The sequence below is a fragment of the Actinoplanes sp. NPDC021490 genome, from assembly GCF_055562135.1.
On the sequence record NZ_JBVHFW010000023.1, the window covers coordinates 60,664 to 81,409 of the forward strand.

General features: G+C 68.5%; 13 protein-coding genes and 1 pseudogene. 5 read left to right on the forward strand and 9 right to left on the reverse strand.

Annotation, left to right across the window (positions count from 1 at the left end; genetic code table 11):
• Positions 1-65 precede the first annotated feature (65 nt).
• Positions 66-3,293: a BTAD domain-containing putative transcriptional regulator gene (locus ACZ3I4_RS42200; RefSeq protein WP_465387760.1), complete on the reverse strand. Its 3,228-nt coding sequence runs from the start codon at positions 3,291-3,293 to the stop codon at positions 66-68.
• Positions 3,294-3,442: 149 nt separating this feature from the next.
• On the reverse strand, positions 3,443-3,976 hold the full coding sequence (locus ACZ3I4_RS42205) for a nuclear transport factor 2 family protein (RefSeq protein WP_465387761.1): 534 nt from the start codon (positions 3,974-3,976) through the stop codon (positions 3,443-3,445).
• 264 nt (positions 3,977-4,240) lie between these two features.
• Here ACZ3I4_RS42205 and ACZ3I4_RS42210 point away from each other — a divergent pair, with 264 nt between their 5' ends.
• Positions 4,241-4,936, forward strand: a complete 696-nt coding sequence (locus ACZ3I4_RS42210) for an SDR family NAD(P)-dependent oxidoreductase (protein ID WP_465387762.1) — start codon at positions 4,241-4,243, stop codon at positions 4,934-4,936.
• On the opposite strand, the pseudogene ACZ3I4_RS42215 reads toward ACZ3I4_RS42210, so the two are convergent.
• Positions 4,825-5,199: pseudogene (locus ACZ3I4_RS42215) on the reverse strand (TetR-like C-terminal domain-containing protein); the annotation flags it as partial. The gene ACZ3I4_RS42210 and the pseudogene ACZ3I4_RS42215 overlap by 112 nt on opposite strands.
• 336 nt (positions 5,200-5,535) lie before the next feature.
• Between ACZ3I4_RS42215 and ACZ3I4_RS42220 the strand changes: the two are divergent.
• Positions 5,536-5,802: a hypothetical protein gene (locus ACZ3I4_RS42220; RefSeq protein ID WP_465387763.1), complete on the forward strand. Its 267-nt coding sequence runs from the start codon at positions 5,536-5,538 to the stop codon at positions 5,800-5,802.
• Between the two features lie 888 nt (positions 5,803-6,690).
• Here ACZ3I4_RS42220 and ACZ3I4_RS42225 read toward each other — a convergent pair.
• Positions 6,691-7,698, reverse strand: a complete 1,008-nt coding sequence (locus ACZ3I4_RS42225; protein ID WP_465387870.1) for an ArsR/SmtB family transcription factor — start codon at positions 7,696-7,698, stop codon at positions 6,691-6,693.
• Positions 7,699-7,832: 134 nt separating this feature from the next.
• Between ACZ3I4_RS42225 and ACZ3I4_RS42230 the strand changes: the two genes are divergently transcribed.
• Positions 7,833-8,957 carry an epoxide hydrolase family protein gene (locus ACZ3I4_RS42230; RefSeq protein WP_465387764.1) on the forward strand — a complete coding sequence of 375 codons (1,125 nt, stop codon included), beginning with the start codon at positions 7,833-7,835 and terminating at the stop codon, positions 8,955-8,957.
• On the opposite strand, the gene ACZ3I4_RS42235 is transcribed toward ACZ3I4_RS42230, so the two are convergent.
• From ACZ3I4_RS42235 to ACZ3I4_RS42245, 3 genes are read right to left on the reverse strand one after another with little or no spacing between them, the layout of a single operon-like run.
• Complete coding sequence (locus tag ACZ3I4_RS42235; protein ID WP_465387765.1) at positions 8,954-11,818, reverse strand: glycosyl hydrolase family 95 catalytic domain-containing protein; 2,865 nt, start codon at positions 11,816-11,818, stop codon at positions 8,954-8,956. The two genes, ACZ3I4_RS42230 and ACZ3I4_RS42235, sit on opposite strands and share 4 nt — an antisense overlap.
• Positions 11,815-13,512 carry a ThuA domain-containing protein gene (locus tag ACZ3I4_RS42240; RefSeq protein ID WP_465387766.1) on the reverse strand — a complete coding sequence of 566 codons (1,698 nt, stop codon included), beginning with the start codon at positions 13,510-13,512 and terminating at the stop codon, positions 11,815-11,817. Before ACZ3I4_RS42240 ends, ACZ3I4_RS42235 begins: the two co-directional genes overlap by 4 nt.
• 11 nt (positions 13,513-13,523) lie before the next feature.
• A complete protein-coding gene (locus tag ACZ3I4_RS42245) occupies positions 13,524-16,352 on the reverse strand; it encodes a PQQ-dependent sugar dehydrogenase (RefSeq protein ID WP_465387767.1) in 2,829 nt (942 codons plus the stop codon).
• Between the two features lie 316 nt (positions 16,353-16,668).
• Between ACZ3I4_RS42245 and ACZ3I4_RS42250 the strand changes: the two genes are divergently transcribed.
• Positions 16,669-18,069, forward strand: coding sequence for a ricin-type beta-trefoil lectin domain protein (locus ACZ3I4_RS42250; RefSeq protein WP_465387768.1), 1,401 nt, complete (start codon positions 16,669-16,671; stop codon positions 18,067-18,069).
• Positions 18,070-18,078: 9 nt separating this feature from the next.
• Here the strand turns inward: ACZ3I4_RS42250 and ACZ3I4_RS42255 are convergent, their stop codons facing one another.
• The gene (locus ACZ3I4_RS42255) at positions 18,079-18,945 is read right to left on the reverse strand and encodes a helix-turn-helix transcriptional regulator (protein WP_465387769.1); all 867 of its coding nucleotides are present in this window, start codon (positions 18,943-18,945) and stop codon (positions 18,079-18,081) included.
• Positions 18,946-19,058: 113 nt separating this feature from the next.
• Here ACZ3I4_RS42255 and ACZ3I4_RS42260 point away from each other — a divergent pair, with 113 nt between their 5' ends.
• Positions 19,059-19,544: a nuclear transport factor 2 family protein gene (locus tag ACZ3I4_RS42260; protein ID WP_465387770.1), complete on the forward strand. Its 486-nt coding sequence runs from the start codon at positions 19,059-19,061 to the stop codon at positions 19,542-19,544.
• Positions 19,545-19,553: 9 nt separating this feature from the next.
• Here the strand turns inward: ACZ3I4_RS42260 and ACZ3I4_RS42265 are convergent, their stop codons facing one another.
• Positions 19,554-20,507 (reverse strand): diacylglycerol/lipid kinase family protein, encoded by a 954-nt coding sequence (locus ACZ3I4_RS42265; RefSeq protein WP_465387771.1) that lies wholly within the window; start codon positions 20,505-20,507, stop codon positions 19,554-19,556.
• Positions 20,508-20,746 lie beyond the last annotated feature (239 nt).

Here is a 20,746-nt window from a genome sequence, read left to right on the forward strand (position 1 = left end):
GCCGGCTCACCGGAGGGACTTGAGCCGGCTAGGGCGCAAGCAACCCGGGGCTGCGTTGAGTCGGACTAATCCGAAGGAGGCTGCGACCGCAGCCGAGCGGGATCGGCCGCGGTCGCAGCCTCGTCCGCAGTGAATGCCCAACCGCGCTCGAAGGCGTCGGCGTAGGCCTCATCACCCAGCGCAGCATGCCCTCGCCGAACGAGTTCGCGGATCCAGGGATCGGTGTTGTCGTGGGCGCCGCGCAGCCGTGACGCGGCGCCGAGCAGGACCGCTGATTCGCGAAGCATTCCGTACGACTCGGCGAGTTCGGCGGCGTGCACCGCCACGACCGCCAGGATCGGCAGATCCCGGGCCCTCAGCGCCGCCGAGTACGCCTGCGCCAGCGCCTGCTGCGCGCCGGGCAGATCACCTGTTCTCGTACGGAGCGCCGCTCGCAGACTGCCGAGCAGGGTGCGCACGTGGTCGTCCGGGTAGGCCCGGCCACTGCGTACTGACTGTTCGGCCTCATCGAGCAGGGTGGCGGCACGATCTTGATGGCCGATTCGCAGCCACGATTCGGCCTCCCGCACATCGACCAGCAGCCGGAGCTCGGCCGAGGCCGTGTGCGACGCCCGTTGCCTGACGGCCTCAATCATGGTGATGGCCTCGTCGGTGTCGCCCCGGCGCAGGTGCAGGTTGATCCAGCGCAGATCGCTGTCGATCTGGTCGCCGATGCTGAGTGCCCCGAACTCACCGGCCAGCGTTCGGGCTTCACGCAGATCAGCCAACGCGCCGCCAAGATCGTCGTACTGCCGGAGCTGGGACCGCATGGGCAGCGTCGCGGCTTGGCCCCACCGGTCGCCTACTGCCCGGAAGCAGGCCAGGGCCGCGTCCACCTCGACTCGCATGTGGCCGAGTTCCCCGGTGTTCTCCGCGATCTGCGCCTGGAAGAGATGGGCTAGTCCAGCCAACCAGGCATCCCCGGAGCTGGTCAGCTTCGCGAACGCTTGCAACGCGGCTTGATCTTCCTGCAGGAAAGCGAGCAGAACCGGGCCGAAAACTGCATACGGACTCGGGAGCTGTGGATAGCCGAGCAGTTGGTCAGCGACCTCCCGCATGTGGGTTCGATCGTCAGTGATCTGTTCGGCGGTCATCTCGTGCTGGATATCGGCGCGGTTGAGCAGGAGTACGGCTTGAGCGCCGGCGCGTTCGGGCGTCTGCTCGCCACCGGGTACCGCAAGTGCCTCACCCAGCCAGTAGGCAGCTTCGGGATTACGGCCGAACAGTTGCCAGTACCACGTCAGACTCAGCGCGAGAGCGACGGCGCCGGCAGCGTCGGCGGCATCGCAGCGCCAGCGTAGGGCGGCCAGTATGTTGTCGTACTCGGTGCGGATGATGTGGATCGCGGTCAGCTGGGCCGGCCCTCGCAGCTGCGAGTCGTACTCGACCATCAGCTGGGCGAGGTAAGCGGCAGCCAGGTCTCGGGCGGCGGCGAGCCGGTCGGTCTCGGCAAGGCGCTGGATGCCGAACTCGCGGATCGTCTCGAACATTCGATAACGGCCCGGGTCGGCTGCCAGCTGCAACAGCGACCGGTCGACCAGTGCAGCGAGCAGTTCGGAGATGTCGCCGGCCGCAACCGTGGTGCCGGCACAGACCGCGGCGGCGGAGGCGGAGGTGACACCGCCGGGCAGGACCGAGACACGTTCGGCGACTACACGTTCATCGTCGCTGAGCAGATCCCAGCTCCAAGCGATGACCGAACGTAGCGTCCGGTGCCGTGACAGCGACGTTCGGTTGCCGGTGGACAAGAGTCGGAAACGGTCAGACAGCCCTTCGGTCAGCTCCGGCAGCGACAAGGTCCGCAGCCGGGCTGCGGCCAGTTCGAGGGCCAAGGGAAGCCCGTCCAAACTGCGGACCAGTCGCAGAATGTTCGGCAACGCGGCCTCGTCGATGTCGAAGCCGGGGCGTACGGCGGCGGCCCGTTCCTGAAAGAGTCGCACCGACGCTGCCCGTAGGATCTGCTCGTTGTCGTCGTCCGGGCCGGGCAGAGCAAGGGGGCCGAGCGGCACCAGCGCCTCACCGTTGACGGCGAGGGGCTCACGGCTGGTGGTCAGCACGCGTAGTCCTGGGCAGCGGGACAACAACGCCGTGCACAGGTGGACCACCGCTTCGATCAGATGCTCGCAATTGTCGATCAGCAGCAGGCAATCCCGGCCGTCCAGCTGCTCGACGAGGATGTCCAAGTCATCGCCGTCGGCCCGCGTGCGCGCGTCGAACAGCGCGCCCCCGCGCAGCCCGATCGCCGCGAGCACCGCGGCACCGACCTTGGCCGGCTCGGTTACCGAGGAAAGGTCAATCATCCAAGCACCGTCGTGATACTCATGGCGGTGGCGCAGGGCGGCCTCAACCGCGAGCCGCGTCTTGCCGGCGCCGCCCGGGCCCAACACCGTGACCAGACGCCCGCTCGCGAGCAGCTGGGCGATGCGGGCCAGGTCGTCATCGCGGCCGATGAGACTCGTCAGCGGCGTTGGAAGATTGCTCGGTTTCGGTTTCTCCAGGATCGCCGGGGCACGCAGGAGATCCACGTGCCGCTCTCGCAGGGCAGTACCTGGATCGACGCCCAGGACATCGGCCAAAGCCTCACGGACCCGCTCGTACAGGCTCAGGGCCTCGGCCTGGCGGCCTTGCGCGGCGAGCGCGTCCATGAGCAGAGCCGCCGCACGCTCGTGAACGGGCTGATCGGCCAGCAGCGCGGCGAGACGGGCCTCGGCCGCCCCGGCGTGACCCAGAGCCACCTCGGCGTCGGCCAGGTCGACAACCGCCTCGACCGAGAGGCGAGCCAGCCGTGTTGCGGCGGCCGGCGCCACCGCCGCAACGGCAACCGGCTCGGCGCCGGGATGCCCGCCCCACAGCGTCAAAGCCTCGCCGAGCAGAGCCATCGCCGCGATCGGGTCGCCGGCGCGCAACCGATCGCGACCCGCGGAGGCGAGCTGCTCGAACCGCAGCGCGTCGACGTCGGCAGCATCGACGTCCAGACGGTAACCGCCCACAGCCTGCTCAACACTGCTGGCCGAGCCGAGAACGCGGCGCAGCCGCGAGACGAGGGACTGCAACGCGTGGGCGGGCCCAGCCGGCGGGTCCTCCGCCCAGATCGCGTCCACCAGCACGTCCTGATCGACGGGGCGGCCCCCGGCGAGCGCCAGCCGGACTACCAGCCCCCGTAGCCGTGCACCCGGCACCGCCACGGCGACCTCACCGCGAGTCGTCTGGAAGGCGCCGAGCAGCGTGACCCGTAGCATCGCACTCGCTTCCATCTACTGATCTTCGCGCGAAACGCCCCGAGACTTGACGCCCGGTCCCATCTTCGGTCGCGGGCAGACAGCAACTGATGACCTCTGGTTGCACTGACCCCGTAACAAACCCTCGTCCCAGCAACCGCGGACGGCGCGCCGCGCAAACCGCGCTATTCCCCGGCAGTGTGGATCGCGAGCAGGGGATTGTCGTCTCGCCAGTACTTCTCGACGAGGCGGTCCTTCAACGCCGCCTCCCGCTCCAGCATGATCTCCCGAAGGCGCGCGGGGTCCTCGAAGAAAGTGCGCTTCCTGGCGATCTTGCCGTCTACCACGTCGACCAATTCCACCACCGTCATCGACCAGGCGTGGCCGGCGAGGTCGGTGCCGTTGTTGACGGCCTCGACGACCACCCGGGTCGGACCGTCCGCGTAGTACCGGAACGACGTGTGATCGGCCGTCGTGTACCCGCACAACTCGTGAAGGCGATGACGGCCGACCGCGATCTCGGCCGGCCCCACGAAGATTCCGCCGTACGGTGCGCCCAGGTTCAGCTCGATCTCCTTCTCGTTCTGAAAGGTGTCGATGACCACCGCCATGGCCTTTTTGCCAAGTTCGCCATTCTCGCCGCCGCTCCCCAACGCGTCATAGAAGCCCCGAACGACGGCTATGTTCCGTTCGGCCTCAGCCCGCTCTTCGATCGACATGCCCACTCCTCATCGTGAAAATCGTTGACCACCAGGAACCTGGACTGCAGAACCGCTCGCTGCGACGAAGGAAGACTGACGCGTGGCGCTCACACGACGCACATACGAGGCACATACGCTTCTGCCGGCGCAATACCCCCGTGGCGGGACACGCGATGCTGCGCTCTACGACCTCGTACGAGCGGCGTGTGTGGCTGGTGCGAGCGGTCGATGCCAGCCTGACGCCGTAGGTCCGGTACCGGTGTGCAGCGACTGGAGTACGGCATGGATGACGCGATCGCCCTCATCATTGGTGCGGACAGTGCGCTCGGCCGTGCCGTCGGCCGCGAGCTCGGACGGCACGGCTTCTACGTGGTTCTCACCGCACGAGACGGCAGCCGCGCGGTGGAGACCGCCGTCCGGCTCCGCGCCGAAGGGATCGGTACGACCGGCCTCGTGCTGGACCTGGTGGACCACTCGGCGATCCACGACGTGACCGAGCACCTCAGAAAGCGGTTCGGCTACCTTGATGTGCTCATCACGAACGAAACGCCGGACCTGGGTCACACCATGCTCAGCGAGGCGATGGCGCACATCGATGGAACCAGGATGCTGTTGCAGCAGGCGCTGCCCCTGCTCCGGCGGTCGCCGGCTTCTCGGATCGTCAACGTGTCAGCCGACGGCGGAGTGGCGCCGCCGGATCAGCTCCATCAAGTCCTCACCGTTTCCATCGCCATGCAGAATCCTGGATCGGCGCTCCTCGTCAACACCATCGGCACGGGCCCGGCTGGATCCCATCACGATGACGACGAGCACGCCCCGGCTGCCGTCCAGGCGGCGAAGGACATCGCCTGGGCGGCGATGCTGCCTCAGGGCGGACCAACGGGCAGTCTTCTCCTGAGACGTCGTCCGCCGGCTCGTGCAGCGACCAACCTGACACGGCAGTGTCCCGCACACGGCAGAACGACCCCGAATCTCTGAGAGCACGCCCCGGCCTCGACGCGTCCGGGTTCGTTGGTGGATGTCGCTCTTTCCCGGCAATGGAGTGTCCGCCGGACGGCGCGTTGTAGCAACAGCCGGTCGCGTACGGGTTGGCCGGTCAGGTGTTCTTTGCGCAGCCGGGCGGCCAGGGCTGGGTCATGCTGACCCTCCCCGGTCAGTGCTCGGAACACCGCTCCAGCGTGTGAGGCAGTCAGGAAGCGGGCGAGCGCTGCGAGATGCGTGACCATGTCCCGGGACACGTCCCTCGTCTCCGGTCCGGATGGGCCTCGTGCTACTCGACGGGTGGAAAGACCTGTATGGGAAAGAAATCAGCTGCCGCGTCGACAGCTGAGTCGCCCGCCCGGAACGCCCTCACAACGGCCAGCGTCCATTCGTCCCCTCGACCTGGGACGACGACGAAACGCGGCTTGCGCCAAGGCAACATTTCGGGGGCACGGCGATCGCGCGGCCGAGGTAGCCAGTGCGCGTCTCCTTCAACGGCGTGGGGTCAAGTCCCGCATCGGAGGATTGATTTCCTGAAACCCTGAATTTTTACTTGAGGCTATCAGCATCTGCACCTCAATGAGATTGGCGGATTCATGGCGAAGGACGATTACAAGCATCACCCAATTGCCAGAGCTGCCGGAGGCGTTACACGCGCGAGTGTGGAAACGGGAGGCTACCTCACCGGTGCGGCACTCATTGCTTGCGGCGCGCCAGTGACCGGCTTGACCACCATTGGTGTGACGTTTGCCAAGAAGAAAGCCGCCGGAGATATGGTCCGGGCGGGCGTCGATGACTTAATCGGTGATGTCGAAGGCGAAATCCAAGGTCTCAAGGAGAGGCGTCGGCGCGGGAAGAAGTGAGGAGTCTGAAGGGGAATTCTTTGTCCGCCTGACAGGGGCATAAGCGCAGGGCAGAAGGCTGCTCCGGAGTTTCGGAGCGGCCTTCTTCGCTTGTTGGGGGCCATGACGGGCAAGTGCGCCGGCCCGGGTAACGTGCCTCGACCAACCGCCGGTGCTGAAGGGCTCAACCTATGCCCGTTTGCTTTACTTTCGCTGCCGCACTTGACGGCTTCGCAGGTGCGGGGGAGGACGCCTACTGCCGGTGCGGGTGGCTGATGCACTCGTGGGAGTGAGGTGAGACTCTGTGGTCAACAAGCGGCGGAGCCGCCGTCGAATCGGCGTTCGGTGCAGGGACTCGATCGTCGATGCGGGGCCGGGTGGACGGCCCGCCCAGTGGCCGGTCTCTCACCGTCGAGGTGCCACCGGATCGATCGGCGCACCGGCGCCTTCTAGTCAGGTGGCAGGACATCTGGGAGGGAGACCGCAGGCGACGGGACTGCAACATGCCGGACCTCCTCGGGTCGCCGGTCCGGCCGACCGGATCGGGTTGCGCCCGGCTGGGCGTGTCTTGAGGCTACGGAGATCCGGGAGGGCTCGAACGCAAGCTTGCGCGGGAGAAACTGGCTGGTCAGTGTGGTGCCGACGGGTGCCTTGGCGGCGGCCGCCACCACGGTCGCTCATAGGTGCCGACCCACTTTCTTCGATCTGAGGTGACCATGACGTTGGCCGAGATCTCCACGCCGTGCGGTTGGCTGCCTACCGCAGTCGACAACCCGGCACCGGCGCCGGTAGAGGCACCCGTCCGGCACCGGTAAGTCGCCCAAGCCTCGACGCTGGGCCACGCTGACCCGGATCGCCCGGAAGGTCTGCGCGGACAGGTCGTACGGGTCTACTTGGCATCCAGGAGGTTCAGCGCAGCAAGACCTGGGACAGGTCGGTGCCGAGGGCGTTGATGACGGTCAGGTCGAGGCGGTAGAGCACCGATCGACCATTGCGGTGGCGGTGTGCCAGGCCGGCCTGTTCCAGAGTGCGCAGATGTCGAGCCACACGGCTGCGCTGCAAATGCCACAGCTGGCTGATCTCGGATGCCGAGCGGGCCTCGGTGGTGATGGCCCGCGCCACCTGCAGCCGCTCGGGATGGGCCAACGCCTGCAGGCGCCGGTGCAGTACGCCGGCAGTGAGTGGCGTGGATCCGGCCAGTGGGTAGATGACTGTTATCGGCATTGAGGGCTCGTCCGCCAGATACAGATGTGGTGCTACTGCCGTGGAGGGGATGAGCACCAGACCGGGCCGTTCGGCTGCGGACAGCCGTTTCCCGCGTATTTTGTCCAGCACCACCATGCTGTCGCCGGGGTGGCTGATGCCGGGCAGGTTGCTCAGCGCCGACGAAAGGCCGTGGCGGTGCAGCAACTGGCGCCGGTGCAGCACCTCGTCGGCCAGGACGGTGCCGTGCCACGCCCACCAGGCGCCGAAGAAGCGGTCCCAGCAGGTCTGCAGCAAGGCGACGAACTGCTCGCGCGCTGCCTGCGGATCGGTCAGGACGCCGGCGACTGTGTCAGCGTCAGCGGAGTCACGGCTGCGGTAGCGTTGCGCGCCGGCCACCCCGCCGAGCGGACGCAGCAGCGCATCGCGCATCGCCATTGCGTCCAGGCGGTGGACTGCCTCCAGACATGCGTCCCAGTTGGTCTGGCCGGCGATCGACACGTCCACGAACATCCGCGCGCGGATTGCCCGGACCACGAACGCCCACCGCGTCAACGTGGGAAGCAGCTCGGCTACGGCGGGCGTTCCGGCCCATTCAGCGGCCTGGCTGTGGTGGTCGGGGGCCAGCACCGCGTGCAGGACGTTGCCCAGCTCCACCAGCGCGCCGGTGGCGAAGCGCACGTTGGCGTCGAGGCCTACCACGGTGACGGCGATGCTCGTCCTCCTGTGCTGCGATCCGGCACACGACGCCGGATGAACCCGTTACTCATCGATCATCACGACAACATGTGCCAACTCGAGCCGGACGGCGCCACTTCGCGCCGGACGGGACATGCAAAGGACAAGAGTTGACGACACCCAACGTACCGACCACGTCGATGGACCCCGAGATGGCCGACATCCGGCCCTTCACCGTTGCGATCCCCGAGCCCGCTCTCGAGGACCTTCAAACCCGGCTCGCCAACACCCGTTACGCCACCTCGGCCCCGGGCGACGGCTGGGAGTACGGCACGCCGGTCTCCTACCTGGCCAACATGGTCGCGCGCTGGCGGCAGTTCGACTGGCGCGCCGAGGAGGCCCGGATCAACGCGGTGCCCAACTTCACCACCGAGGTCGACGGCCAGACCATCCACTTCGTTCACATTCGGTCTTCCCGTACGGACGCGACGCCGCTGCTGCTTCTGCACACCTACCCGGGCTCGTTCACCGAGTTCCTCGACCTGGTGCCGCTGCTGACCGACAACTTCCACCTCGTCATCCCGTCGATGCCGGGATTCGCGTTCAGCACTCCGGTCGTCGACGGCGGCTGGACGATGGACCGGGTCGCCCGCGCATACGACAGGTTGATGCGCCGGCTGGGCTACGAGTCCTATGGTTCGCACGGCAGCGACGGCGGCGCGATGGTCGGCCGCGAGCTCGCGGTGCTCGACCCCGAGGGGTTCCTGGGTGCGCACGTGCTCCAGCTGTTCTCCTTCCCCTCCGGCGACCCGGCGGAGTTCGAAGCGTTCGGACCCAAGGAGTACGCGGCCCTGGAGTTCGCCGGCTGGTTCCAGTCGGTCGGCGGCTACAACTCGATGAACGGCACCCGGCCTCAGACGATCGCGGCCGCCCTGTCGGACTCGCCGGTCGGCCAGCTGGCGTACAACGAGCTGTTCGAGAACTTCGGCAACGGCACCAGCCTGGTCACGCCCGAGCAGGTGCTGGCCCAGGTCTCGCTGTACTGGCTCACCAACACCTCGGCCGGCGCGGTCCGCTACCACTACGCCGAGCAGCACCCGCCGCGGGAGACGGTGGTCAGCCACGGCCGCCTCGGTGTCGCGCTCTTCAAGGACGACTTCCAGACGATCCGGCCGCTCGCCGAGCGCGACAACACCGGAATCGCGCACTGGTCGGATTTCGATCGTGGCGGCCACTTCGCGGCTCTCGAGGTGCCCGAGCTGGTCGCTCAGGATCTGCGAGCATTTTTCGGCTAAACACTGTGGACGGAAGACGCTGAGACTGCGCGCTGGAGCTGGAAACGCTGGTTGGCGCCACCACCGGGGGTCCACTGGGAGATACGGGCGCCGTCGGCGGTGGCGGCCTGCCACACGTCCATGGCCAGGCCGCTCTGACGGTTGAGGAACCTGACCACTCCGCCGCCCTGGTCCTCGACCCGCCACTGCTGGCCGGGGGTGTCGGCGTCGGGCTGCTGGGTGATGTCGGCGCCGGTGGCGGTGCCGGTGACCTGCAGCACCAGATTGCTGTGCCGGGCCCGGATCCGGTAGTAGCCGCCGTCTGAGGGCAGGAAGTCGAACTGCTGGTTGAGAGCGTTGGTGGCCTGCCACTGGATCAGCTGGGCGCCGGCGGTGGCGGACGCGCCGTTGATGTCGGCGGCCTTTCCGCTGTGCTGGGCGACCAGCCGGTAGTTCACGCCGGTCTCCACCGGCCCCGACCGTACGGCTGTGGCGCGGTAGATGTGGCCGGCCTGGCCGGTGAATTGGACGAGGTCGGTCTCCAGCCGTGTCGGCTGCACCGCGACCCCGCTCGTCTCGTCGCGCATCTCGAAGGTGCCGGTAAAGACCCGGCTGCGCACCCGCACTGTGCCGGCGCGGTCGGGCGTGATGACGACCTCGGTGCCGGTGGTGCTCCAGGCGGCGCCGACCGTGTGGCCGCCGCGGCCGCGCAGGCCGGTGAAGCTGCCGGTGGGCCAGGCCGACGGTAGGGCGGGCAGCACGTGCAGTTCGCCGTTGTGGCTGTGCAGCAGCATCTCCGCGATTCCGGAGGTTGCGCCGAAGTTGCCGTCGATCTGGAACGGAGGATGCAGGTCGAACATGTTCGGGGCGAGCCGGTCGGTTCGCACCAGGTCGCGCAGGAGTTTGTGGGCGCGTGCGCCGTCCTCGAGCCGGGCCCAGAAGTTGATTTTCCAGGCCAGCGACCACCCGGTCCCGTCGTCGCCGCGCAGTTCCAGGGTTTGCCGCGCGGCCTGGTAGAGCTGGGGTGTTCCGCGCCGGGTGATCTGGTTGCTCGGATGCAGGCCGTACAGGTGGGAGACGTGCCGGTGGTTGCGTTCGGTCTCGACCCAGTCGGCGAGCCATTCCTGGATGTTGCCGCGCGAGCCGACCCGGGTGGGCGCCAGCCGGTCGCGGGCCGCCAGGACCTGGGTGCGGAAGGTGGCGTCCACGCCGAGGACCTCGGTGGCGCGGGCAACGCCGGTGAACAGGTCGCGCAGGATCTGGTTGTCCATGGTCGGCCCGGCGCAGACGCTGGCGTTCGCGTGGTGGGGGAGTTCCGGCGAGTTCGAGGGGTTGGTGACGAGGTGGCCCAGGCTCGGGTGGGTGACCAGCGAGTCGAGGAAGAACTGGGCGGCGCCCTTCATGGCCGGATAGTTCGCGCGCAGGAAGTCGACGTCGCCGGTGAACAGATGGTGGTCCCAGATCATCGTGGCGAGCCAGGCGCCGCCGGTCTGCCACATGCCCCACAACGCGCCGTCGACGACCGACGATCCGCGCCAGGCGTCGGTGTTGTGGTGGGTCACCCAGCCACCGGCGCCGTACTGCACGGTGGCGGTGCGCGCCCCGGTCACCGTCAGGTCTTTGATCATGTCGAAGACGGGCAGGAAGCATTCGGACAGGTTCGTGGTGTCGGCCGGCCAGTAGTTCATCGGCAGGTTCGCGTTGATGGTGTATTTGGAATCCCAGGACGGGGCCATCTCCTGGTTCCAGATGCCCTGCAGATTGGCCGGCTGGCTGCCCGGCCGGGACGAGGCGATCAGCAGGTAGCGGCCGTACTGGAAAAGCAGGGCGGCGAACTGCGGGTCGTTGGCGCTCGCATGCTGCGCGATCCGTACGTCGGTGGTCTGATCGGCCGCCGCCGTACGCCCCAGGTCGATCGTCACCCGGTTGAACAGCGCCTGATGGTCGGTCACGTGCCGGGCCCGCAGCTGGTCGAAGCCGGTGTTGCGGGCGGCGGCCAGGTGCCGTCGCGCGATGCCCTGATAGTCGCCGTTCACGGTGCGGTAGTTGACGTAGCTGGAGCCGATGGACACCAGCACGGTGACGCTGGTGGCGCCGGAGACCCGCAGCGTGCCGCCGGAGCTGCTGACCGTGCCGCCGGTGACGCTCGCGGCGGCCAGGGCGAGGAACCGGACCGAACCGGCGATGCCCTCCATGTCGCCGGAGATGCCGTCGAGGGCGATCGTCGTGGAGTCGGGACTGGACACGGTCGTACGCTGCGGGCTGTCGAACGTGGCGTTGAAGGTGATCGCACCGGCGCGGTCTGCCGTCAGCCGGATCGCCACCACCTGGTCCGGCGCGCTCGCGAACACCTCCCGCTGAAACCGCACACCATTGAGCACGTACGAGGTGGTCGCCGTGGCCGTGGCCAGGTCCAGCGTCCGGTTGTACTGCGACGCACCGGTGGCGCTGCCGAGGGCGAGCCGCAGGTTGCCGACCGGCTGATAGGCCAGCTGCCCGGCGGGATTGCCGAGCATCGTCTGGTTGATCAGATCCTGGGCCGGGACCCACTGGTCGGCGAAGACCCGTCGCCGGATCTCCGCGAGGTTGGCCGCGCCCCGCGTGTTGGCCGAGTCGTACGGTCCGCCCGCCCACACGGTGTCCTCGTTGAGCTGGAGCCGTTCGGTGTCGATGTTGCCGAACACCATGGCGCCGAGGCGTCCGTTGCCGATCGGCAGAGCGCGCAGCCAGTCCGTACCCGCGGGCTCGTCGTACCAGAGCGACAGGTCCCCGGCGGCCAGCACACCCGCCGCCCCGGCCGCTGCCCACCCGGTCGGCAGCAGAGCGGCCCCGGCGCCGGCCATCCCGGCCGCGAGAAGTTTCCTGCGTGTCAGGTCGGTCATGACGGAAGGCTCCAGCGTTGGTTGGCGGCGCCGTGGCAGGTCCAGATGATCAGTTGGGTTCCGTCCGCGGAGCCCGCGCCGTTGGCGTCCAGGCATCTCCCGGACTGCGGGTTCACCAGGGAGCCGTTGGCGCCCGGGGTCCAGTTCTGGCCGCCGGAGCCGTTGCAGGTCGACAACTGGACCGGCGCGCCGTTCGCGGTGCCGGCGACGCCCATGCACTTGTTGAGCGAGCGCAGGGTGTTCCCGTTGACGGTCCACTGCTGGTGGGCGCTGCCGGTGCAGCCCCACAGCTGGATTTTCGTGCCGTCGGCGGAGCTTCCGCCGCTGATGTCGACGCACTTGCCCGCGGCGCCGGTGATCGGGCCGGTCCGGGCGGTCGTGCCCCCCAGCTCCTTGATCCGGATGTTGCGGAACGACACGTCGTCGCTGGCGCCGTGGTTCTGAATACCGATGTAGCCGGAAGCCAACGACCGTACGGGGTCCGTGTTGGTGAAGTCGTTGATGGTGACGCCGTTCAGCAGCACCTGCAGCCGTTCCCCCTCGACCAGCAGCTCGTACGTGTTCCACTCACCCGGCGGGTTCAACGCCGCGTCGCGGGCGGCGAGGTCGGGCTGCTTGACGCCGTACACCGCGCCGGTCGTCCGGTCCGAGGTGTCGGTCGCGTCGATCTGCACCTCGTACCCGTTGGCCATCGCCGAGTTGGGGTCGCTGCTCGCCGGGAACCCGATCAGCACACCCGAGTTGCCGTCGCCGGGCATCATCCAGTCGAGTTTCAGCGAGTAGGAGCGGAACTCCTTGGCGCTGTACCAGAGCATGCCCAGCCCACCGGACGAGGTCAGGGTGGCGTTGCTGTTGCCGAACCCGCCCGGCCCGGCCTGCGACCAGCCCGTGGTGGCGCCGTTGTAGAGCGTGGTGTAGCCGCTCTCCGGCCGGCAGTCGGCCTTGGTGCGGTTCGCCGCATAGCGGATGCCGCCGAGAATAAGCGCCCGGAAACCCGGTTCGGCGTACGAGGCCTGGGTGTGGCCTTCTCCGGTATAGAAGGAGCGCCCACCCTGCAAGGTCTTGCACCACGTGTACGGATGGTCGCCGCCCATCGTGCCGCCGGAGTAGCTCGACTCGTCCAGCGCCGACAGCACCCGGGCCGACGATCGCGGATTGGTCCGGAAGTTGTACCACTCGTCGGTGCGTGTCACCGTCGGCGCCAGCCCGGCGGTCGCGGCGTGCGCCCGGTTCTCCACCCGCTCGGTCGCCTGCTGGATCGCCGGGTGCGAGGAGAAGTACGCCCCGACCAGCTGACCGTAGAACGACCAGTCGTACTCGGTGTCGGAGGCCGAGTGCACGCCCACGTACCCGCCGCCGGCCCGGATGTAGCTCTCGAAGGCGCTCTGCTGGGTGGTGTTGAGCACGTCGCCGGTGGTGTTGAGGAAGACGACGGCCTCGTACTGGGCCAGGTTGGCCGCGGTGAACTGGTTGGCATCCTCGGTCGCGGTGACCGTGAAGCTGTTACCCGCCCCCAGATCGCGGATCAGCTGGATACCGGCCGGGATCGCGTCGTGCCGGAAGCCGGCCGTCTTGGAGAACACCATGACGTCGTACGGGGTGTCGGCGGCATTCGCCGGTGTGGCGCCTACGCCGGCCAGGGTCAGCAGCACCGTGGCCGCCGTGCCCAGGATCGTACGGGTGAGGGTTCGCATGGTCGGGCCTCTCATGGCAGGGTCCAGCGCTGGTTGGTGCCTCCGTGGCAGGCCCAGATGATCAGCTGGGTGCCGTTGGCCGAGCTGGCGCCGTTGGCGTCCAGGCACTTGCCGGAGCCGGTGTTGACGACCGATCCGTTGGCTCCCGCCGTCCAGTTCTGCGCGGCGGAACCGTTGCAGGTCGACAGCTGCACCAGGCTGCCGTCGGCCGTCGCGCCCCCGGCCACGCCCATGCACTTGCCCAGGGACCGCCAGGTGTCGCCGGTGCGGGTCCACTGCTGGTTGGTGCCGGTGCCGCAGGTCCAGAGCTGAATCTTGGTGCCGTCGGCCGAGCTGGCGCCGTTGACGTCGACGCACGAGCCGTTCGCGCCGACGATCCGCCCGGTGCTCCCACCGCCGGTCGCCGTGCCGATCGTGAACGCGTCCACGTCGAACAGCGTCCCGGTGCCACCGCTGAAGGTCAGGTACAGGGTGGCGGTGCCGGCCGGCGCACCCGACAGGGTCGTCGACACGTCGGTGAAGGTCTCCCAGCTCCCGGTGACCGGCACCGTGACGGATCCGAGCACTGTGCCGGTGGCTGATCCGGCGCGCACCGAGAGCGTGCCGCCGCTGCCGCCCGACGAGACCCGGGCCGTGAAACGGTTCTCGCCCGCGAGTGCGTACCGCTGGAACGCGATCCAGTCGCCGTTCTGGATGTCGCCGACCGTCTGGCCGCCCTCGGCGGTGGCCTTGCTGAACAGCGAGGTGCCGGACTGGGTGTTGCGGTGCTCGGCCTGGCGGTGCCGGGGCTGGAGGATCTTCTGCGCCCGGGTGGTCAGCGCGGGCTGGCCGTTGGCGCCCTGGTCGGTGTATTCGGCGTCGAGCACCGCGAACAGGTTGGCCGCCGTGTCGTGCTCGCCGTCCACCGGGATCTGCAGCGTTCCGGAGCATCCGGTGCTCGAGCTGATCGGATGCGCGTGGTCGTCGTGGCCGAGCAGGTAGCTCAGCTTCACCCGGCTGCAGTCGGCGGAGCCGTCCTCGGGATCCGACACTGTGATCGTGTACGGCACGCTGTCGCCGAAGGCGAAGAGCGCTCCGTCGGTCGGCGTGTTCAGCACGACCGTCGGGGCGGTGTTGCCGACCCAGATCGTTGTCGAGGCGCTGGCGGTGAGACCGGCGGAATCGGTCACGGTGAGCGTCACCGTGCGCTGGCCGGTGCCGGCGTAGGTGTGGCTGGGATTGGCCGCCGACGAGGTGCTGCCGTCACCGAAGTCCCAGGAGTAGCTCAGAGCCCCGCCTTCCGGATCGGACGAGCCGCTCGAGGAGAAGCTGACGGTCAGCGGTGCGGCGCCGGACGAGGGGTTGGCCGCGATGCGAGCGATGGGCGACTGATTGTTGCCAGCCCCGTTGTACTCGATGCGGTACAGGGCGGAACTCGCGTCGCCGCTGCCCCAGCCGGTGCCGTAGTCCAGGACGTACAGGGCTCCGTCGGGGCCGAAGGCGCTGTCCATGATCTGCGTCCCGCGCCACGGGAAGTCGCTGATCTGCCCGGCCGACCCGTCGGCGTTGACGTCGATGCTCTTGATCCAGCGCCGGCCGAACTCCATCGCGAAGTAGTGCCCGTCGAGGGCGGCCGGGAACTTGACCGTGGACGGGTTGGCGGCGTCGTAGCGGTACACCGCGCCGCCCATCGGCGACTCCGAGCCGCAGCCGAACGCGGCCAGCGAGCAGTTGTCGTACTTGATCCACGCCGGGCGGGCGGCCGGCAGGGTGGTCAGGCCCGTGTTGCGCGGGGAGTTGTTGACCGGCGCGGCGCAGTTGAACCGGTTCCCCGACGGCCCGGACGGGAACGTGTAGTCCACATAGGTCTCGTTCGTCGTGTTCGAGCCGGTGCAGTACGGCCAGCCGTAGTTGCCGGCCGAGGTGATCCGGTTGAACTCCACCTGACCCGCCGGTCCGCGCGTCGAGGTGGTCGTGCCGGCGTCGGGTCCGTAGTCGGCGACGTACAACGCGCCGGTCGTCTTGTCGACGCTGAGCCGGAACGGGTTGCGCAGGCCCATCGCGTAGATCTCCGGCCGGGTCCGGGCGGTGCCGGGCGCGAACAGGTTGCCCGAGGGGATCGAGTACGTCGCGTCCGCGTTCACCTTGATCCGCAGCACCTTGCCGCGCAGGTCGTTGGTGTTGCCCGCGCTGCGCTGGGCGTCGTAGACCGGGTTGCGATTGCTGCGCTCGTCGATGGGCGTGTAGCCGCCCGAGTCGAACGGGTTCGAGTCGTCGCCGGTGGACAGGTAGAGGTTGCCGGCCGCGTCGAAGTCGATGTCGCCGCCGACGTGGCAGCACATGCCGCGATTGGTCGCCACCTCCAGAACGGTCGCCTGGCTGGCTGTGTTGAGGGTGTAGTCGGCGTTGAGCGTGAACCTGGACAGCCGGTTCACCCCGTTCCACGCGGAGAAGTCCGTGCCGGTGGCCGGTGCGTCACCGCTGGGAGTGGACAACGGCGGCGCGTAGAACAGGTAGATGTACCGGTTGCTGGAGAAACCCGGATCCACCCCCACGCCCTGCAGGCCCTCCTCGTCGTGGGTGTAGACCGGCAGCGTGCCGATCGCGGTCGTGACCCCGGCGGCGGTGGTCCGGCGCAGCACACCGTTGCGGGCCGTGTGCAGCACCGAGCGGTCCGGCAGCACCGCCATCGACATCGGCTCGCCCAGCTCGCCCACCCCGCGGGCCAGCTCGACCTGCTGGAAGTCGGCCGCGTTGACCGGGTGGGCGGCGGCCGGCGAATCGGGGGCAAGGACGGCCGCCACCATGCCGGCGGCCGTGAGCACCGCGGTCGCTGCGGCAGCCATCGCGCGTCTTCTCATGGGGTCACACCTTCGTTGTCTGTGAACGTTCACAATTCATGTGACGTCACACGTTAGACACGAGATAGAAACCAGTCAATGAGTCGGGCGCGCCGTACGGCTCGTTCGTGCGGATCCTGCGATTTGGTGCCGGGGCCGTGGAATTCATATTACGTATCTTGTATAGAAGAGGGTCGATGCGGTGACAAGCCGCGTTCTACGACCCCCGATGAGGAGCATGATGATCCGACGGCGTGCAGGCGGCGCGGCCGAAGTCGCCACAGTTGGCCCGGCTCGGCATCATCGGATCGGATGGTCCGCGGCACTGGCCGTCCTCGTGTCGGCGCTAGCGGCGATCCCGCTGGTCCTGGTGGCCACGGCCCCGAGCGCGTCGGCCGCGACCAGCCAGTTCCGGGGCGTCAACTGGGCCCGTACCGGCGACAATTTTACCGGAGAACCGCTTGTCCTGTACGGGTTGAGCGCGAGCGACACCTACACCACCGTGCGCGCCAAGGCGGACGCCGTCCTTGCCGGCTTCGACCGCAACCTCGGCGCGAACACCGTCCGGCTGCCGATCAACACCGCTTCGGTCGGTACGGCGTGGTGGAACTCCTACACCGGCGTCATCGACTCGGCGACCACCCGCGGCATGAAGGTCATCCTGTCGTTCTGGGACGACGGCCGGGTTTCCTCCGGCGGCCGGGTCACCGACACTGCCGCCTTCAACGCGATGTGGAACACCGTCGTGGCCAAGTACGGCGCCAACCCGCTGGTCTTCTTCGAGCCGATGAACGAGCCGGCCGGCTACAGCGCGGCGGACTGGAAGAACGTGGCCGCCGCCTGGCTCGCCGCGCGACCGTCGGTGCCCCGCAACCGCGTATTCATCAGCGGTTCCGGCCTGAACCAGGACATCAAGACGATGTGCGCCGACAGCCGCTTCGACGGAACGTACCTGTCCCTGCACCACTACACGTTCTTCAGCGGCGCCAAGACGTACGAGGGGTGGGTGAACTTCCTGCGTGATGCTCTCGGATCCTGCGCCGACCGCACCGTCATCGACGAGTTCGGCGCCCCCATGGACACCGGCCTGAACTACGACGACCCCAACAGCACCGACAATTTCGTACGGTATTTCCGCGCCACCACCCAGGTGCTGCGCGAGTTCGGCATGGGCTCGGTCTACTGGCCCGGCATCGGCGGGAAGGTCACCGCGGGGCAGAACGACGACTGGTACGCGATGCAGAAGCTGCAGGGCAGCGGCACCAACCTGACCCTGACCACCCCGAACGTCTCGGGCGCCGGCCGGCTGCGGTACGGGTGGGGCCTCACCGGCACCGACCCCGACCCCGTGCCCGGCAACCGGCTGCGCAACGCCGGCTCGGGCCGTTGCCTCGACGTCCCCGGCGCTGTCACGGTCAACAACACCCAGGTCGCGATCTATGACTGCGGAACGGGCACGAACCAGCAGTGGACCGCGACCTCGGCCCGGGAACTGCGGGTCTACGGCACCAAATGCCTCGACGCCCGGGCCCGGGGAACCGCCAACGGCACAGCGGTCGTCATCTACGACTGCAACGGCGGCGCCAACCAGCAGTGGAACGTCAACGGCAACGGCACCATCACCGGGGTGGCCTCCGGCCGTTGCCTCGACGTGACGCAGAACGGAACCGCAAACGGCAGCCGCATGCAGCTGTGGGACTGCACGGGCGGAGCCAACCAGTCGTGGTCCCGCGCATGACCGGTGGCATCAAGGTGCGGGCGCAGTGTGCGGAACGCCGGACAACATGGCGAGGCGCAGCTTGGTGTCGTCGTCGGTGTCCGGTGCCGCGGTCAGGATCACGGTCTTCAGCTCGTCGTCGCCGTCGATGAGGACGTCGCAGTCCACGGCGATCGGGCCGACCGTGGGGTGCTCGACGATCTTGTGGTCCTCGCGGTGGGCGCCAACCGCCCCGGCGTTCCACAGCTCGGCGAAGCGCGCGTTGCCCTCGAGGAGGGTTCGGATGACGCCGGCCAGGCGGCGGTCGTGAGGAAAGCGTCCCGTGGCGCGGCGCAGGTCGGACACGACGGCGGCTTCCACCGCGTCGCCGGCGAACGACGTGACCGGCCAGTGCGACAGACGAGGGCGGGCGCCGTCGACCGGGAAGGTGTCGAGGGCGAAGTTGCGCAGCGCCGGCGGCGTCGCGGACGGGTCGCCGAGCAGTGCCGCCCAGCCGCGGTTCCACCAGATGAGCTGCCAGTCCGCGGCGAACACGGCCACGGCGGCGTCACCCAGCCGGGCCAGAACGCGATTCAGGCCCGGCGGAATGTGATCGGAGATCTGCCCGTCGGCGGGCGGGACGAGCCGCGCGAGCCGGTACAGGTGATCCCTTTCGGCGCGGGTCAGTTGCAGTGCCCGGGCCAGCGCCGCCACCACCTGGGCCGAGGGGGTGGTGAAGCGTCCCTGCTCCAGGCGCACCACGTAGTCGACCGAGATTCCGGCCAGGCCGGCGAGTTCCTCGCGGCGCAAACCGCTCGCCCGGCGTGACCGGCCGGTGGGCAGCCCGGCCGCGGCCGGGCTGAGACGGTCGCGCCAGGCGCGCAGAGTGGCGCCGAGCCCGGCGTCGTACGTGGTCATGGGCCCTATTGTTCTCGTCTTGTTCTCGTCGCCGCGAAGGTGAGGGTGGTAGCGCTTTTCCTACCGTAATGCCTTCTCTGGTTGGCCTCTCGCCGCCGCCGAATGATGGCTGCATGACCAACACCTCGAACACCGACGCCATTGCCCGCCTGCTGGACGAGGCGGCCATCCGAGACACGATCGTCCGTTTCGCCGACGTCGCCACCTCGGGAGACTTCGACGGCTTCCGCGCCTTGTGGGCCGACGACGCCACCTGGGTGATCGGCGGCACCGACGGCCAGCCCTTCGAGCGGCGGGCCGAAGGAGCGGACGACATCGTCGCGCTGTTCCGCAGTCTCTGGGAGGAGCGCGACTACTTCATGCAGTTCATCTTCCCGGGCGCCATCGAGGTCGATGGCGACGTCGCCACCGCCCGGTCCCTGTGCCAGGAGGCCGCGAAGGGCCCGGGCGACAACTACTACCGGACCAACGGAATCTGGTCCGACACGTTCCGGCGCTCGAACAGCGGCTGGGTGTTCACCGGCCGGACCTACCGATATATGTGGCTGGACTTCTCGGCGTTCTCCGGCGACGTCGCCTGGGGGAGCGCGAACGCCTGACGGCTCAGATCAGCGGGTCGCGGCTTCGCGTACCTCGTCGGCGTCGCTGGCGAGGTCGGGGTCGGTGGCGGGTTGCGGCACGCAGAGCAGCAGAGCCTTCGGTCGTATGGTGACCAGCAGTTCTTTGCCGGGATCGATGAGGTCGCCGTCGAGTTGGCGGGGCTGCGGGCGCCGGCTGCGGATCTGCACGCGGGTGGCGGTGCAGGTTTCCATGCTCGGCACGCTCTGTTTGCGGCGCAGGACCGCCCAGCCCAGGGCGGCCCAGTGGCGCAAGGTCCGGGGGCTGAGGATGGCGACGTCGAGCAGGCCGTCGTCGGGCTGGGCATCGTTGAGCAGTCGCATGCCGCCCTGCAGGCGGCCGACGTTGCCGACGATGACGGTGCGCGGGCGGCGGGTGAAGGCCGGCTTGTCGTCGAGAGTGATGCGCAGGTGCATGGGGCGGTCACGCAGGTGCTTGGCGGCGCCGGCCACGTAGGCGAGCCAACCTACGTGTTTCTTGGCGGTGTCGTTGGTGGCATCGAGCATGTGGGCGTCGAAGCCCATCCCGGCCATGACGGCGAAGCTCCGTTCCTCGACCATGCCGACGTCGATGCGGCGGCGTCCGCCTTGCCGGACGACTTCGAGGCCGGTGGCCAGGTCGCCGGAGAGCCCGAGGTTGGCGGCCAGCAGGTTGCCGGTGCCGGCGGGCAGCACGGCCAGGGCGACATCGGAGCCGGCGAGGGCGGTCACGCAAGCCATCACGGTGCCGTCACCGCCGCAGGCGAAGACGAGCTGAGCACCGTCACGTATGGCTTGGGCGGCCTGACCGGCGCCGGGGTCGTCGACGGTGGTCTCGAGCCACATCGGCTCGGGCCAGCCCTCCGCGGTCAGGGCGTCGGTGATGGTGCGGCGCAGTTCGTCGAGGTCGGGCACCTTCACCGGGTTGACGACGACGGCTGATCGCAGGGGGCCGGACACGGTCATAACTTCCACTGGACAACTTTCTGGTCGAGAAGAGGCGACCGCTGCCGTCCTGAGGGGGTCGTCAGCACTGTCAGGCGTCCGGCGGCCCACAGCCGGGAAAATGCCCTGAGGAAATTTCTTCAAACAGGACATTCGTCACTCGGGCCGGTTGCCCGTACACATCACAGAACGAGGGCCCCGGCACTGTGTGAGTGCCGGGGCCCAAGGGTTACGGGACTAAAACACCATCTACTTGTTAC

Coding starts and splice junctions, on each gene's coding strand:
- ACZ3I4_RS42220 (WP_465387763.1), top strand. CDS start 5,536: ATGGCGAAGGACGATTACAAGCATCACCCAATTGCCAGAGCTGCCGGA.
- ACZ3I4_RS42200 (WP_465387760.1), bottom strand. CDS start 3,293: ATGGAAGCGAGTGCGATGCTACGGGTCACGCTGCTCGGCGCCTTCCAG.
- ACZ3I4_RS42265 (WP_465387771.1), bottom strand. CDS start 20,507: ATGACCGTGTCCGGCCCCCTGCGATCAGCCGTCGTCGTCAACCCGGTG.
- ACZ3I4_RS42240 (WP_465387766.1), bottom strand. CDS start 13,512: ATGCGAACCCTCACCCGTACGATCCTGGGCACGGCGGCCACGGTGCTG.
- ACZ3I4_RS42210 (WP_465387762.1), top strand. CDS start 4,241: ATGGATGACGCGATCGCCCTCATCATTGGTGCGGACAGTGCGCTCGGC.
- ACZ3I4_RS42245 (WP_465387767.1), bottom strand. CDS start 16,352: ATGAGAAGACGCGCGATGGCTGCCGCAGCGACCGCGGTGCTCACGGCC.
- ACZ3I4_RS42235 (WP_465387765.1), bottom strand. CDS start 11,818: ATGACCGACCTGACACGCAGGAAACTTCTCGCGGCCGGGATGGCCGGC.
- ACZ3I4_RS42255 (WP_465387769.1), bottom strand. CDS start 18,945: ATGACCACGTACGACGCCGGGCTCGGCGCCACTCTGCGCGCCTGGCGC.
- ACZ3I4_RS42205 (WP_465387761.1), bottom strand. CDS start 3,976: ATGTCGATCGAAGAGCGGGCTGAGGCCGAACGGAACATAGCCGTCGTT.
- ACZ3I4_RS42260 (WP_465387770.1), top strand. CDS start 19,059: ATGACCAACACCTCGAACACCGACGCCATTGCCCGCCTGCTGGACGAG.